Origin of the sequence: Pseudomonas sp. MF6747 (assembly GCF_963890955.1) — a bacterium.
GTDB lineage: Bacteria > Pseudomonadota > Gammaproteobacteria > Pseudomonadales > Pseudomonadaceae > Aquipseudomonas.
The window spans coordinates 14,098-28,922 of sequence record NZ_CAWPSZ010000045.1; the positions used below are offsets into that span (position 1 = coordinate 14,098).

The window sequence follows — 14,825 nt, forward strand, 5'->3', positions numbered from 1 at the left end:
GTGGCCATGCGCCGCATTGCCTTATTGTTGGCCGTCCTCGGCCTGCTCACCGCCTGTGACGACACGCCCAAACATCCCCCCGAACGCGCCACTGCGGCCACTGCGATGCCGGCTGACCCGGCGTTGGCCCAGGTCTACGACACCAGTTGCAAGCTGTGCCACGCAAACCCTGCGTCCGGCGCGCCGCTGACCGCTGACAAGGCTGCGTGGAACCCGCGCATTGCCCAAGGCACCGACACGCTGCTCGACCACAGCATCAACGGCTACAACGGCATGCCGCCGATGGGCCTGTGCATGCAGTGCTCCGAGGCGCAGTTTGTGGCGCTGATCAGCTTTATGGCCGGTGTTGAACTCCAACAATAAGAACGGGGTGGTGGATGGCGCTCTCACGGCGGCAACTCTTGCAACAAACGGCTGCGGCCGGGGCGTTCCTGGCGCTGGCCGGCAACCCGGTGCTGGCGCAATTGGCCCGCGCGCCACGCCTGATTCCGTGGCGCAACTGGTCGGGGGCGCAGACGTGCCTGCCGCTGGCGCGCCTGGCCCCCAAAGACCTGGATGAACTGGTGCAGGTGATCCGTCAGGCGCCCGGCACTGTTCGGCCGGTCGGCTCGGCACATTCATTCAGCGCGCTGGTGCCGACTGACGGCACGTTGGTCTCGCTGAGTGGCTTCAATGGGCTGCTGGCCCACGACCGCGCGACCCTGCAAGCGACCTTCGCCGCCGGCACGCCGATGTCACGCATGGGTCCGGCGCTCAAGGCGGTAGGGCAGGCGTTGCCGAACATGGCGGACATCGATTACCAGACCCTGGCCGGGGCGATTTCTACCTCCACCCATGGCACCGGCGTGGGCTTTACCTCGTATTCGGGCTGCGTCACCGGGTTGCAACTGGTGACGGCCCAGGGCGAGGTGCTGGATTGCGACGCCCAGCGTCACCCCGAGGTCTTCAGCGCGGCGCGGGTTTCTCTTGGGGCCTTGGGCGTGGCCACCCGGATTCGTTCGCAAAACCGCGCGCCGTATCGCCTGCTGGAGCGCCAGTGGATCGCCAAGACCGAAGAGCTGCTCGAAGACGTCGACAAGCACACGCGTGAAAACCAGCACTGGGAAATGCTCGTGGTCACCCATTCCGACTACGCGCTGTCCATCGCCCTCAACGAAACCCAAGCGCCTGAAACGCCGCCGATTGACCCGGCCGAGGCGGGCGGCAACGCGTTTGTGTCGATTATCGAAAAGCTCGACAAATACGCCAGTGATTTCCCCGACACCCGTCGTACCTTGCTCAACAGCCTGCGTTTTTTTGCGCGCTTTGAAGACCGCGTGGCCGAGTCGTTTCAGGTCTACGCCAACGTGCGCACTGTGCGTTTCAACGAGATGGAGTACTCGGTGCCTGCCGAACACGGCCCGGCCTGCCTGCGCGACATCCTCAAGCTGATCACCGACAAGGACCTGCGCACCTGGTTTCCTATCGAGTACCGCTACGTCAAGGCCGATGACATCCCCTTGAGCATGTTCGAAGGCCGCGACAGCTGTTCGATCTCGGTGCACCAGCATTACGCCATGGACCATCACAACTTCTTTGCCGCCGTGGAGCCGATTTTCTGGAAGTACGCCGGGCGCCCGCACTGGGGCAAATTACACACCCTCAACGCGCGCACCTTGCAGCCGTTGTACCCGCGCTGGGACGAATTCACGCGGGTGCGCCGCGAGCTGGACCCCGGCGGCAAATTTCTCAATGCGCACCTGTCATCCATCTTGGGAGTGGTCTGATGAACCGACGGCATTTTGTCCTGGGTCGCCCTCGGGGCTGCAAAGCAATGGATTGTATGGGCGCAGTTCGAACCAGGAGATGGTTAACGGTTCGCCTGCGGTGGGGTTGAGGGTTGAGGATCAGGTGTTTTTGCGGCCCACGCAGAGTGAGTATGTGCTGTTGCAGTTTGGGGATCTGCTGGCGGTGCGCGGCGCAAAGATAGTGGAGACTTGGCCGGTTTATGGCTGACGCCAGGGGCAGGCTTGCGCTGAATGCCGGTGCGTTGCTGCCCTCGGACAGGCACTCGAGCGCTCCCGACTGACGGCTATTGTCAGAGATTTCCTACAAGAGTACAAATGTACTCCATGACGACCCTGACCCCCCGCCGCACTGCCATCCTGACCTTCATCCGCGACCGCATCGCGCAGCAAGGCCAGCCCCCCAGCCTCGCCGAGATCGCCGAGGCGTTCGGTTTTGCCTCCCGCAGCGTAGCGCGTAAGCACGTGGTGGCCCTCACGGAAGCCGGTTATATCGAGGTCAACCCTAACCAGGCCCGGGGCATCCGCCTGCTCAACCAGCCGGCACGCCCGGAATGGCTGGATGTGCCCGTGCTCGGCCGCGTCGCCGCCGGTTTGCCGATTGGCGCCGACGCCGAAGTGCACAACCGCCTGCAACTGGACCCCGCCACCTTTGCGAAAACCCCGGATTACCTGTTGCGGGTGCAGGGCGATTCGATGATCGAAGACGGCATTCTCGACGGCGACCTGGTCGGCGTACGCCGCAGCGCCGAAGCCTTGAACGGCCAGATTGTAGTGGCGCGCCTGGACGGCGAGGTCACCATCAAACGCTTCGAGCGCCATGGCGAGCATGTGCGCCTGCTGCCGCGTAACCCCGCGTATCAACCCATCGAGGTAGGCCCCGACCAGGACCTGGCCATCGAAGGGGTGTTCTGCGGCCTGGTGAGGCAAGGCTGATGGGCGCCGTCGTTGCCCTGGACTCGCTGTTCAATGGCGGCCGAGTCTGGAAGGGCCGGCCTGTTGCGCCGCCGGCCAGCATGCACCCCACCGGGCTGGCGGCGCTGGACGCGGTGCTGCCCAGCGGCGGCTGGCCGGAGGCGGCCCTGAGCGAAATCCTGATGGCCAAGGAAGGGGTAGGCGAATTGCAATTGGTGCTGCCGACCCTGGCGCGTTTATCAACGGCAGGCGAGCGCATCGTGCTGGTCGCGCCGCCTTACACGCCGTACCCGCACGCCTGGCAGAACGCCGGGGTGGATTTGCGCCAGCTTTCGGTGATCCAGGCCGAGGAGCGCGATACCTTGTGGGCCGTCGAACAATGTCTGCGTTCCGGCAGTTGCGGCGCTGTGCTGTGCTGGCCACGCAAGGCCGATGACCGCGCCTTGCGCCGTTTGCAGGTGGCGGCCGAAACCGGCCAGACCCTGGCGTTTGCCTGGCGCTCTTTACACGAGGCAATCAATGCCTCGCCCGCTGCCTTGCGCCTGGCCGTTGAGGCAAAACCGGCGCAAGTACGGGTGCTCAAATGCCGGGGCGGGCTGGCCCATCCGGCGCCGATTGCGCTGGCGGGGCACTGAGGTTGCCATGCGCTGGGTGTGTATTGTCTTCCCGCAATTGGCGCTGGACGGGGTGCAGCGTGTGCATCCCGAGCCCGACCAGCCGCTGGTGTTGCTGGCTGGTACGCCGCAGCGTCGCGTGTTGCAAACCGTCAATGCCGCCGCCCGCGCGTTGGGCCTGCGCCCCGGGCAATCGCTGACGGCTGCGCATGCGCTGGCCAAGACCTTCGCCAGCGCCGAATACGACCCCGCAGAAATCGAGCGCTGGCAGCAGTTTCTCGCGGCCTGGGCTTACCGTTTCAGTTCCCAGGTCAGTGTGTATTACCCGCGCGCCTTGCTGTTCGAGATCGAATCGAGCCTGGGCCTGTTCGGGCCGTGGCCGCAGTTCGAGGCGCGGTTGCGCAACGAGCTGACCGCGTTGGGGTTTCGCCACCGTATCGTCGCCGCGCCCAATCCGGCGGCGGCGCGGGTGCTGGCCAATATCTACGATGGCCTGGCCGTGGCCGATGATCACGCGCTGCACCAAGCCCTGGCGCCATTGCCTGTCGACCGTTCAGGCCTCGACCCGCAGGCCGCCACCGCCTTGTCACGCATGGGCCTGCGCACGCTGGCCCAGGTGCAGGCGTTGCCCCGCCACACGCTGGCGCGGCGCTTTGATGCCGGCTTGCTCAAGCACCTGGATGCGCTGAGCGGGCAGCGGCCGCTGCCACTGGCGTTCTATCAGCCACCGGACCAGTTCGATGCACGCATCGAGCTGAATTTCGATGTGCAATCCCACCAGGCCTTACTGTTTCCGTTGCGCCGCCTGACCGGAGACCTGTCGGCCTTCCTTTGCGGTCGCGACAGCGGCGTGCAGCGTTTCGACCTGCACCTGGAACACGCCCAGGCGCCTGACAGCGTGATCAAGGTCGGCCTGCTCAGCGCCGAGCGCGAACCGGCGATGCTGTTCGAACTGGCCCGCGGCCGTCTGGAGCAGGTGCAAGTCACCTCGCCGGTACGCGGCTTTCGCCTGGTCGCCCAAGACCTGCCGGTGTTCGTGCCGCAACGCCAGGACTTGTTCGACGACCGCCCGCAACAGACGTTGCCCTGGGAGCAACTGCGCGAACGCTTGCGCGCACGCCTGGGCGATGAGGCTGTGCAAGGCCTGCGCTTTCATGCCGACCACCGCCCCGAATGCGCCTGGCAAGCCGCCGCCGATAGCCGCGCGTGCCCCACTTTGAACAAGGTGCAGCGCCCGGGTTGGTTGCTGCACGAGCCGACCTTGCTGGCCGAGCAGGGCGTACAGATTCTGATGGGCCCGGAACGCATCGAATCCGGTTGGTGGGATGGCGCCGATATTCGCCGCGACTATTACCTGATCCAGACCCGCGCCGGGCAGCAAGGCTGGGCCTATCGCACCGTCGGGCAAAGCGATGGGCTGTGGCTGCAAGGCTGGTTTGCATGAGCTACGCCGAGCTGCATTGCCTGTCCAATTTCAGTTTTCAGCGCGGCGCGTCGAGTGCGCTGGAGTTGTTCGAGCGCGCCAAGCGCCAAGGCTACAGCGCCTTGGCGATCACCGACGAATGTACCTTGTCGGGCATTGTGCGCGCCTGGCAAGCGGCGAAGGCGGTGGACATGCCGCTGATTATCGGCAGCGAGGTGCGCATCGAGAACGGCCCCAAACTGGTGTTGCTGGTTGAAGACCTCAGTGGCTACCAGCACCTGTGCCGACTGATCACCCTGGCCCGACGCCGCGCCGAGAAAGGCCGCTATCGCCTGCTGCAGGAAGACTTCGACCAGCCTCTGCCCGGCCTGCTGGCGCTGTGGGTTGCCGACGACAGCGACACCCAGGCCTCGATCCAGTGGCTGCGCCGTACCTTCGCCGATCGCCTGTGGCTGGCGGTGCACCTACATTGCGGCCAGAACGATGCGCGCCACCTGGAACAGCGCCTGGCCCTGGCCGCCAGCCTGCACATCAAGGCGGTGGCCTGCGGCGATGTGCACATGCATGCGCGCGGTCGCCGCGCGCTGCAAGACACCATGACCGCTATCCGTCATCACGTCACGGTGGCCGACGCCGGCACACGCCTGCACCCCAATGGCGAGCGGCATCTGCGCAGCCTCGACGCCCTCGGCGCGCTGTACCCGCACGCCTTGCTGGATGAAACCCTGGCCATCGCACGGCGCTGCACGTTCGACCTCAGCCAATTGCGCTACCACTACCCGCGCGAGTTGGTACCCGCCGGCCAAAACGCGACATCCTGGTTGCGCCAGCTCACCGAAGAAGGCATTGCCCAGCGCTGGCCGCAGGGTGTCGATGCCAAGACCTTGCAGCAGATCAACCATGAGTTGGCGCTGATCAGCGAGCTGGGTTACGAAAGTTATTTCCTCACCGTGCACGACATTGTGCGCTTTGCCCGCAGCCGTTCGATCCTGTGCCAGGGCCGGGGCTCGGCGGCCAACTCGGCGGTGTGTTTTGCCTTGGGCATCACCGAGATCAACCCGAGCCTGATGAACATGCTGTTCGAACGCTTCCTGTCCAAGGAGCGCAACGAGCCGCCGGATATCGACGTCGACTTCGAACATGAGCGCCGCGAAGAAGTGCTGCAGTACGTGTTCCAGCGCTATGGGCGCACCCGCGCGGCCTTGACGGCGGTGGTCAGCAGCTACCACGCGGCCGGCGCGGTGCGCGATGTGGCCAAGGCCCTCGGCTTACCGCCGGACCAGATCAACGCCCTGGCCGAATGCTGTGGGCGCTGGAGCGACGATGCGCCGCCCCTGGAGCGCTTGCGCGAAGGCGGCTTCGACCCGCAAAGCCCGATCCTGCGCCGGGTGCTCACGCTGACGCAGCAGTTGATCGGCTTCCCCCGGCACTTGTCCCAGCACCCTGGCGGCTTCGTGATTTCCGAATACCCGCTGGACACGCTGGTGCCGGTGGAAAACGCCGCCATGGCCGAGCGCACCATCATCCAGTGGGACAAGGACGACCTCGACGCCGTTGGCCTGCTCAAGGTGGATATTCTGGCCCTGGGCATGCTCAGCGCGATCCGTCGCTGCTTCGATTTACTGCGCCGGCATCGCAACCAGGACCTGGCGCTGGCGACGATTCCCAAGGAGGACGCCGCCACCTACGCGATGATCAGCAAGGCCGACACCATTGGCGTGTTCCAGATAGAGTCGCGCGCGCAGATGTCGATGCTGCCCAGGCTCAAGCCGCAAAAATTCTATGACTTGGTGATCGAGGTCGCCATCGTGCGGCCGGGCCCGATCCAGGGCGGCATGGTGCACCCATACCTGCGCAGGCGTAATAACGAAGAGCCGACGACGTATCCCTCACCGCAACTCAAGGCGGTGCTGGAGCGCACTTTGGGCGTGCCACTGTTTCAGGAACAAGTGATGCAGATCGCCATGGTCGCCGCCGACTATGGCCCTGGTGAGGCCGACCAGCTGCGCCGCTCGATGGCCGCCTGGAAACGCCATGGCGGGCTTGAGCCGCATCAGGCACGCCTGCGCGCCGGCATGCTCAAGAACGGCTACAGCGAGGCATTTGCCGCGCAAATCTTCGAACAGATCAAAGGCTTTGGCAGCTATGGTTTTCCCGAGTCCCACGCGGCCAGTTTTGCCTTGCTGACCTACGCCAGTTGTTGGCTCAAATGCCATGAGCCGGCGGCCTTTGCCTGTGCACTGATCAACAGCTGGCCCATGGGCTTCTACAGCCCGGACCAGATCCTGCAGGATGCGCGGCGTCATCGCTTGCAGATCCGCCCGGTCGATGTGCTGGCCAGTGACTGGGATTGCAGCCTGGAACCCATCGACGGCCAGCAACCGGCGATCCGCATGGGCTTGCGCATGATCTCGGGGTTTCGCGAGGAAGACGCGCGGCGCATCGAAGCGGCCCGCCAGCGCGGTACGTTCAGCGACATTGCCGACCTGGACGAACGCGCCGGGCTGGATGCGCGCGCCCAGGCATTGCTGGCGGACTCGGGCGCCTTGCGCGCGTTGGCCGGCAACCGGCACAAGGCGCGCTGGGAAGTGGCCGGGGTGCATAAACAGCTGGGGCTGTTCGCTGGCCTGCCCAGCCCCGACGAAGCGGCGGTGGCGCTGCCGGCACCAACGGTTGGCGAAGACCTGCAGGCCGACTACGCCACGGTCGGCACCACCCTTGGCCCGCATCCCTTGGCGTTGCTGCGTGATGAACTGCGTAAACGCCGCTGTCGCAGTTCCCTCGAGCTGATGGCGGTTGCGCATGGGCGCAACGTCAGCGTCGCGGGGCTGGTCACCGGCCGGCAACGCCCGGGCACCGCCAGCGGGGTTACCTTCGTCACCCTGGAGGATGAGTTCGGCAACCTCAATGTGGTGGTCTGGCGTGACTTGGCCGAGCGTCAGCGTCAGGCGCTGGTCGGTTCGCGCCTGTTGAAAGTCGACGGGCGCTGGGAGGCGGTAGGCGAGATACGGCACTTGATTGCCGGGCGCCTGACCGACCTGACGCCGCTGCTGGATGGGATTAATGTGCGCAGCCGGGATTTTCATTGACGGGAGTTGCTCAGGCCTTCTCGGATAAGCTATATGCAATGAAACGAATTATTGCAGTCAGGCTCCAAGTTTTTATCAGCGCAACTGCATCACTCATCCATTCTTCTCTTCGCCAAGAGCCCATAGATGTTTTTTTTATCCAACACCCATGGCTGCGAAGGCTGGGGCGGTGAAATGGCCCAGCGGATCCGCGCCTTTGACTGGTCGACCACTGACCTCGGCCCGATCCACGCCTGGCCGAAGAGTCTGGTCAGCGCCGTGCAGATGCTACTGGCATCCCCGATGCCGATGGTGATGCTGTGGGGGCGGCCGGGGTACATGATCTACAACGACAGCTACTCGGTATTTGCCGGCGGCCGGCATCCGTATCTGTTGGGCACGCCCGTGGAGCTGGGCTGGCCGGAAGTGGCCGAGTTCAACCGGCATGTGGTGGACACCTGTTTGGCGGGCGGCACGTTATCGTTCAACAACAAGGAACTGGTGCTGCTGCGCAATGGCAAGCCGGAAGATGTCTGGATGGACCTTTACTACAGCCCCGTCGCCGGCGACGACCAACAACCGGCGGGTGTGCTCGCGATTGTGGTGGAGACCACCGCCCACGTAAACTCCGAACGCTTGCGCCAGGAATTGACGCATAACCTGGAGCAACGCGTGGCGGCCGAAGTGCAGGCGCGCTCCTCGGCCGAAGCGCAATTGCGTCAGTCGCAAAAACTCGAAGCCATCGGCGGCCTGACCGGTGGCGTGGCCCACGACTTCAATAACCTGCTGCAAGTGATCGCCGGCAACCTGCACCTGCTGGCCCGGCACGAACCCGAGAATGCCCAGGTACAGCGCCGTGTCACGGCCGCCATCGCAGCGGTGGAGCGCGGCGCCAAACTGTCGTCGCAACTGCTGGCCTTTGCTCGACGCCAACCGTTGTCGCCGGCTGTTTACAACCCCCAGCGCATCTACGCAGGTTTGGGTGAATTACTGCAGCGGGCGTTGGGCGAAACCATCCATATCGATGTGCAATTGCCGCAGGATTCCTGGTGCATCAATGTCGACCGCAACCAGTTGGAAAACGCCTTGCTCAACCTGGCGATCAATGCCCGCGATGCCATGCAAGGCGAGGGCGTGATTCGCATCACCGGCGATAACATCATCCTCAACCCCGACGACTGCGTGGGCAAGAGCGTCCTGCCTGGCGAATATGTGCGCCTGGCCGTCACGGATATTGGCGTGGGCATGTCGCCGGCGGTCCTGGCGCGGGTATTCGAACCGTTCTTTACCACCAAGCGTGAAGGCCATGGCACCGGCCTTGGCCTGAGCATGGTGTTTGGTTTCGTGCGGCAAAGCGGCGGCCATGTCGAGGTGTGGAGCGAGGAGGGCAAGGGCACGGTGGTGCAGATGTACTTTCCGCGCAGCCTCGGCGCCGAGGACCCGGACAGCCACCCCGTTGAGGCTGTGCCGCACGCGGGTGGCCAGGAGACCATTCTGGTGGTCGAGGACAACGTCGATGTACGGGTGACGGTGGTGGAATTGCTCGAGCAGTCGGGCTACACCGTGCTCACCGCCGAAGACGGCGACCGCGCGATGCAAGCGCTGCAGGGCGGCGTGCAGCCGGACCTGATTTTTACCGACGTGGTGATGCCCGGCCGGGTCAAAAGTACGGACCTGGCCGACTGGGCCCGCGCCCAGGTACCGCCGGTGGCGGTGCTGTTCACCTCCGGGCACACCCGCGACATTCTTTCCAGCAATCACCTGCTGAGCCCCGACATTCATCTGCTGAGCAAGCCCTATAGCCCCGAATCCCTGACACAACGGGTGCGCAGCGTGCTCACTGTCCGATAAGGTCTTTCATGACTTCACAGCGCAACATCCCTCCAGTCACCGGCCAGCACCCTGGCTTTGTGCGAGTGCGCGGCGCTCGCGAACATAACCTGCGAAACGTCGATGTCGACATTCCGCGGGACGCCCTGGTGGTGTTCACCGGCGTCTCGGGCTCCGGCAAATCATCCCTGGCGTTTTCCACGGTGTACGCCGAAGCCCAGCGTCGTTATTTCGAATCGGTAGCGCCTTACGCACGGCGCCTGATCGATCAGGTCGGCGTGCCGGATGTGGATTCCATCGAAGGTCTGCCTCCGGCTGTGGCCCTGCAGCAGCAGCGCGGCACGCCGAGTGCGCGCTCTTCGGTGGGCAGCGTCACGACTTTGTCGAGCCTGATCCGCATGTTGTACTCGCGGGCCGGCAGTTATCCGCCGGGCCAGGCCATGCTGTACGCCGAGGACTTTTCGCCGAACCTGCCCCAGGGCGCGTGCCCGCAGTGCCATGGCCTGGGCCGGGTGTATGAGGTGACCGAGGCGCTGATGGTGCCCGATCCGTCGTTGACCATCCGCCAGCGTGCGGTGGCGTCGTGGCCGTTGGCGTGGCAAGGACAGAACCTGCGCGACATCCTTGTGACGCTCGGCTATGACGTGGACATTCCCTGGCGCGACCTGCCGAAAAAACAGCGCGACTGGATCCTGTTCACCGAAGAAACCCCGACCGTGCCGGTGTACGCAGGCTTCACGCCCGAACAGACCCGCGCGGCCTTGAAGCGCAAGCTCGAACCCAGTTACCAGGGCACCTTCAGCGGCGCGCGGCGCTATATCCTGCACACCTTCACCCACACCCAGAGTGCGCTGATGAAAAAGCGCGTCTCGCAGTTCATGCAGGGCAGCGCCTGCCCGTTGTGCGAGGGCAAACGCCTGACCCGGGCGGCGCTGTCGGTGAAATTCGCCGGGGTGGATATCGGTGAGTTGTCGCAACTCTCGCTGTCGCAGTTGGCGGAGTTGCTGCGACCGGTCGCGGCGGGGCAGGACAAGATGAAACTGTCGGTGGAAAAACGCCTGGCCGCCCAGCGCATCGCCGAAGATTTGCTTGAGCGCGTGAGCACCCTGATCGAGCTGGGCCTGGGTTACCTGTCCCTGGAGCGCAGTACGCCGACGTTGTCATCCGGCGAGCTGCAGCGCCTGCGCCTGGCCACGCAATTGGGCTCGCAGTTGTTCGGGGTGATCTATGTGCTGGATGAACCGTCGGCGGGTCTGCACCCGGCGGATGGCGAAGCGTTGTTCACCGCGCTGGAGCGCTTGAAAGCCGCAGGCAATTCGCTGTTTGTGGTTGAGCACGACCTGGAAACCATGCGCCGCGCCGACTGGCTGATCGACGTGGGGCCGGCTGCCGGCGAGCACGGCGGGCAAGTGCTGTACAGCGGCCCGCCCGCGGGCCTGGCGGATATCGAGGCGTCGCAGACGCGGGAATATCTGTTCGCCGAGCGGCGCCCGCCGAGCCAGTCGCGCCGTGAGCCCACCGGTTGGTTGAAGCTCGAAGGCGTGACGCGCAACAACCTCAATGACCTGAGCGTGGACTTCCCACTGGGGTGCTTTACGGCGGTGACGGGTATTTCGGGCTCGGGCAAATCCAGCCTGGTCAGCCAGGCGCTGCTGGAACTGGTGAGCGCGGGGTTGGGTCGTGTGGTGGAAACCGACGAAGAACCCAGCCTGGAAGACGACACCCCGCAAACCAGCGGCGGGCGTATCAGTGCGGGCCTGGAGTCGATCCGGCGCCTGGTGCAGGTAGACCAGAAACCCATCGGCCGAACACCGCGCTCCAACCTTGCGACCTACACCGGGCTGTTCGACAACGTGCGCAAACTGTTCGCCGCCACACCGGCGGCGAAGAAGCGCCACTATGACGCCGGGCAGTTCTCCTTCAACGTCGCCAAGGGCCGCTGCCCCAATTGCGAGGGAGAGGGATTTGTGAGTGTCGAGTTGCTGTTCATGCCGAGCGTGTATGCGCCGTGCCCGACTTGTCACGGTGCGCGTTACAACCCTGAGACCCTGGCGATCAAATGGCAGGGGTTGAGCATTGCTCAAGTGCTGGGGCTGACGGTGGAGCAGGCGGTGGAGGTGTTTGCCGAGCAGCCTGGGGTGCTGCGCTCGTTGCAGGTGTTGCGCGATATTGGCCTGGGGTATTTGCGGTTGGGCCAGCCGGCCACCGAGCTGTCCGGCGGTGAGGCGCAGCGCATCAAGCTGGCGACCGAGCTGCAACGCAATGCACGAGGCGCCACGCTGTATGTCTTGGACGAACCCACCACCGGGTTACACCCACGTGATGTGGACCGCTTGCTCAGCCAGCTGAATCATCTGGTCGAGGCGGGGCACACGGTGGTGGTGGTAGAGCACGAGATGCGCGTCGTGGCGCAGAGTGACTGGGTGATCGATATCGGGCCGGGGGCCGGCACGCAGGGCGGGAAGGTGGTAGCCAGTGGCACGCCGCAGAAGGTGGCCAAAAGCAAGGTCAGCCGCACTGCGCCGTTTCTGGTACGAGAACTGACTTAACTGCCCATCAGGTCGAAATGCGCAAGCGGGCCAGCCCGCTTGCGCATTTTTTTATCAGGATTTAGCCAGCTGTTCCTTCGCCAGCTTCACCACATTCTCTGTGGTAAACCCAAACTTTTCCTGCAACTTGGCCAACGGCGCCGAGGCGCCAAAGGTGCTCATCACCACTTTCGCGCCGGTCTGCCCGACGTAACGGTCCCACCCCAGCGGGCCGGCTTGTTCCACGACGACCCGGGCTTTCACCGCCGGTGGCAACACGCTGTCGCGGTACGCCTGGTCCTGTTCTTCAAACAGTTCCCAGCTGGGCATCGACACCACTTGCGCGGCAATGCCTTCGCTTTTCAACTGCTCATAAGCCGCAACCGCCAGGCTGACTTCACTGCCCGTCGCCAACAGCAGGACTTCAGGGTTGTCCGCGCCCGCCAGGACATAAGCGCCCTTGGCCGCACCGGACGCCGGTGCGTATTTCGTACGATCCAGGGTCGGCAGCGCTTGACGCGACAGCACCACGCAACTTGGCCGATGGGTCTGCGCCAGCGCGACCTTCCACAGTTCCAGGGTTTCATTGGCGTCGCCGGGTCGCAGGGTCAGCAGCCCTGGCGTTGCGCGCAATTGTGTCAGGTGCTCGATGGGCTGGTGCGTCGGCCCATCTTCGCCAACGCCAATGGAGTCGTGGGTAAACACAAACACCACCGGCAATTCCATGATCGCCGCCAGGCGGATCGGCGGTTTCATGTAGTCGCTGAACACCAGGAAGGTCGAGGTGTAGGGGCGCAGGTACGACAGCGCCATGCCATTGGCAATCGCGCCCATGGCGTGCTCGCGGATGCCGAAGTGCAGGTTGCGCCCGCTGTAATCATCGGCACTGAAACGCCCGGCGCCATCAAAGGTCAGGTTGGTCTTGGTCGAGGGCGACAAGTCTGCAGAGCCGCCAAGCAGCCACGGAATCTGTTGGGCAAAGGCATTCAATACCTCGCCACCGGCTGCACGGCTGGCGACGCCTTTGGCGTCGGTGTCGAAGCTGGGCAGTTCATCCTGCCAGTGCTCGGGCATTTCGCCCGCGCGCATGCGGCGCAGTTCATCCGCCAGTTCCGGTTCGTACTGTTCCAGCTGCGACAAGTGGCGGGTCCATTCTTCATACTGCGGCTGGCTGCGCTCAAGCAGCGCATCGCGCAGCACGGTGCGGACCTCGTCGGGCACCAGGAAGCTGGAATCCTCGGGCCAGCCGTAGGCCGCCTTGGTCAGCCGGATCTCATCGGCACCCAGCGGTTCGCCATGGGCGGCGGCGGTGTTGTGTTTGTGTGGCGAGCCGTAGCCGATCACGCTGTCGACCACAATGAGGGTCGGTGCGCCGGTGTTGGCCTTGAACGTTTCCAGGGCGCTGCTCAAGGCTTGCAAGTCGTTGGCATCGGTGACGTGCAGGGTGTGCCAGCCGTAGGCCTGGAAGCGCTTGATCACATCTTCACTGAACGCCAGTTCGGTATGGCCCTCGATGCTGATGGTGTTGTTGTCGTAGATCCAGCACAGGTTGTCCAGCTTCAGGTGCCCGGCAATCGAGGCCGCTTCGCTGCTGATGCCTTCCATCATGTCGCCGTCGCCGCACAGGGTGTAGACGCTGTAATCGAACAGCACGGTGCCATCGCGGTTGAAACGCTGGCCCAGCCAACGCTCGGCCATGGCCATGCCGACACTGTTGGCGCAACCCTGGCCAAGGGGGCCGGTGGTGGTTTCAACGCCGGTGGTCATGCGGTACTCGGGATGGCCCGGGGTCTTGGAGCTCATCTGCCGGAACTGCTTGATATCGTCCAGGCTGATTGCCGGCTGGCCGGAGCGCTTGCCTTGAGCATCGATCTCCACCACACCGGCCAGGTGCAGCAGCGAATACAGCAGCATCGACGCGTGCCCCACTGACAACACAAAACGATCGCGGTTAGGCCAGTCGGGATGCTGCGGGTGATAACGCAGGAAGCGGCTCCACAATGTGTAGCCCACTGGCGCCAGGCCCATCGGCGTGCCGGGGTGGCCGGAGTTGGCCTTCTGCACGGCGTCCATGGCCAGGGTGCGAATCGTGTTGATGCATTGGGTGTCGACAGCAGTGGCAGCGTGATTCATGAAACCGTTCTCCCTCGGGTGGCGATCTACAGTGGAGGGCAGGGCGTGGCAAAGGTTTGATCGCATCGCCCGCATTACGACGAACGGGGATGTAATGACCCGGGACATGACAAGACCCCCCGCAATGGGCTAGCTTCAAACGCGTAGGCCATTGATCAACTTGCGGAGGTACTCCATGCCAGTGAAACACGACCTGTATCAGGATCTGGGTTTGACCAAGGAAGTCGTTCACGAACGCAGGAGGGGCGATGACCGTTTGAACACGCTGCTCGAGCAATACGACGCCGCCGACAAGGAGGTGCTGGCTTTCGAGTCTTCAGGCGGGGCTGACGAAGAACTGGAAAAACTGAAGAAGAAGCGCCTTTTGGTCAAAGACAAGATTGTGCAGCAGTTGGTGTAGTTGCAGTCCGCGCTCCTACAGGGCGCGGACATATTTGTTCAGAATTGTCTGAGGGACAGAGCGCTTTTCACTGTCTATCATGCGCACCGCCCACCCGGCTCTGGGGACTGTTGCGGCGCAAGGATTGCGC

Annotated in this window: 10 protein-coding genes and 1 pseudogene; 10 read left to right on the top strand and 1 reads right to left on the bottom strand. The window is 64.1% G+C overall.

The features are described 5' to 3' along the window. Positions 1 to 6 precede the first annotated feature (6 nt). From AACW30_RS24080 to uvrA, 9 genes and pseudogenes are all read left to right on the top strand, one after another. A complete protein-coding gene (locus AACW30_RS24080) occupies positions 7 to 363 on the top strand; it encodes a c-type cytochrome (protein ID WP_119736337.1) in 357 nt (118 codons plus the stop codon). Between the two features lie 74 nt (positions 364 to 437). Continuing rightward, positions 438 to 1,766 (top strand): D-arabinono-1,4-lactone oxidase, encoded by a 1,329-nt coding sequence (locus AACW30_RS24085; protein WP_200623760.1) that lies wholly within the window; start codon positions 438 to 440, stop codon positions 1,764 to 1,766. Positions 1,767 to 1,791: 25 nt separating this feature from the next. Then, positions 1,792 to 1,995, top strand: a pseudogene (locus AACW30_RS24090) (DSD1 family PLP-dependent enzyme); the annotation flags it as partial. Positions 1,996 to 2,102: 107 nt separating this feature from the next. Further along, on the top strand, positions 2,103 to 2,720 hold the full coding sequence (gene lexA, locus AACW30_RS24095; RefSeq protein WP_106579904.1) for a transcriptional repressor LexA: 618 nt from the start codon (positions 2,103 to 2,105) through the stop codon (positions 2,718 to 2,720). Beyond that, entirely contained in the window at positions 2,720 to 3,334 is a 615-nt protein-coding gene (gene imuA / locus AACW30_RS24100; protein ID WP_200623616.1) for a translesion DNA synthesis-associated protein ImuA, read from the top strand. The genes lexA and imuA overlap by 1 nt, the downstream gene beginning before the upstream one ends. Before the next feature lie 7 nt (positions 3,335 to 3,341). Then, positions 3,342 to 4,757 (top strand): Y-family DNA polymerase, encoded by a 1,416-nt coding sequence (locus AACW30_RS24105; protein ID WP_169367077.1) that lies wholly within the window; start codon positions 3,342 to 3,344, stop codon positions 4,755 to 4,757. Beyond that, on the top strand, positions 4,733 to 7,825 hold the full coding sequence (locus tag AACW30_RS24110; RefSeq protein ID WP_200623617.1) for an error-prone DNA polymerase: 3,093 nt from the start codon (positions 4,733 to 4,735) through the stop codon (positions 7,823 to 7,825). Before AACW30_RS24105 ends, AACW30_RS24110 begins: the two co-directional genes overlap by 25 nt. Positions 7,826 to 7,951: 126 nt before the next feature. Beyond that, a complete protein-coding gene (locus AACW30_RS24115) occupies positions 7,952 to 9,655 on the top strand; it encodes an ATP-binding protein (protein ID WP_200623618.1) in 1,704 nt (567 codons plus the stop codon). Between the two features lie 8 nt (positions 9,656 to 9,663). After that, a complete protein-coding gene (uvrA, locus tag AACW30_RS24120) occupies positions 9,664 to 12,183 on the top strand; it encodes an excinuclease ABC subunit UvrA (protein WP_200623620.1) in 2,520 nt (839 codons plus the stop codon). A 54-nt stretch (positions 12,184 to 12,237) separates the two neighbouring features. Here uvrA and tkt read toward each other — a convergent pair whose 3' ends face one another. After that, positions 12,238 to 14,295 (bottom strand): transketolase, encoded by a 2,058-nt coding sequence (tkt, locus tag AACW30_RS24125; protein WP_124417872.1) that lies wholly within the window; start codon positions 14,293 to 14,295, stop codon positions 12,238 to 12,240. Between the two features lie 175 nt (positions 14,296 to 14,470). Between tkt and AACW30_RS24130 the strand changes: the two genes are divergently transcribed. Next, a complete protein-coding gene (locus tag AACW30_RS24130; protein ID WP_106579897.1) occupies positions 14,471 to 14,695 on the top strand; it encodes a DUF465 domain-containing protein in 225 nt (74 codons plus the stop codon). Positions 14,696 to 14,825: the final 130 nt, after the last annotated feature.

What these genes read in the sequence shown, in the direction of transcription:
- tkt (WP_124417872.1), bottom strand. Translation starts at nt 14,295, where the DNA reads ATGAATCACGCTGCCACTGCTGTCGACACCCAATGCATCAACACGATT.
- lexA (WP_106579904.1), top strand. Translation starts at nt 2,103, where the DNA reads ATGTACTCCATGACGACCCTGACCCCCCGCCGCACTGCCATCCTGACC.
- AACW30_RS24105 (WP_169367077.1), top strand. Translation starts at nt 3,342, where the DNA reads ATGCGCTGGGTGTGTATTGTCTTCCCGCAATTGGCGCTGGACGGGGTG.
- AACW30_RS24130 (WP_106579897.1), top strand. Translation starts at nt 14,471, where the DNA reads ATGCCAGTGAAACACGACCTGTATCAGGATCTGGGTTTGACCAAGGAA.
- AACW30_RS24080 (WP_119736337.1), top strand. Translation starts at nt 7, where the DNA reads ATGCGCCGCATTGCCTTATTGTTGGCCGTCCTCGGCCTGCTCACCGCC.
- imuA (WP_200623616.1), top strand. Translation starts at nt 2,720, where the DNA reads ATGGGCGCCGTCGTTGCCCTGGACTCGCTGTTCAATGGCGGCCGAGTC.
- uvrA (WP_200623620.1), top strand. Translation starts at nt 9,664, where the DNA reads ATGACTTCACAGCGCAACATCCCTCCAGTCACCGGCCAGCACCCTGGC.
- AACW30_RS24115 (WP_200623618.1), top strand. Translation starts at nt 7,952, where the DNA reads ATGTTTTTTTTATCCAACACCCATGGCTGCGAAGGCTGGGGCGGTGAA.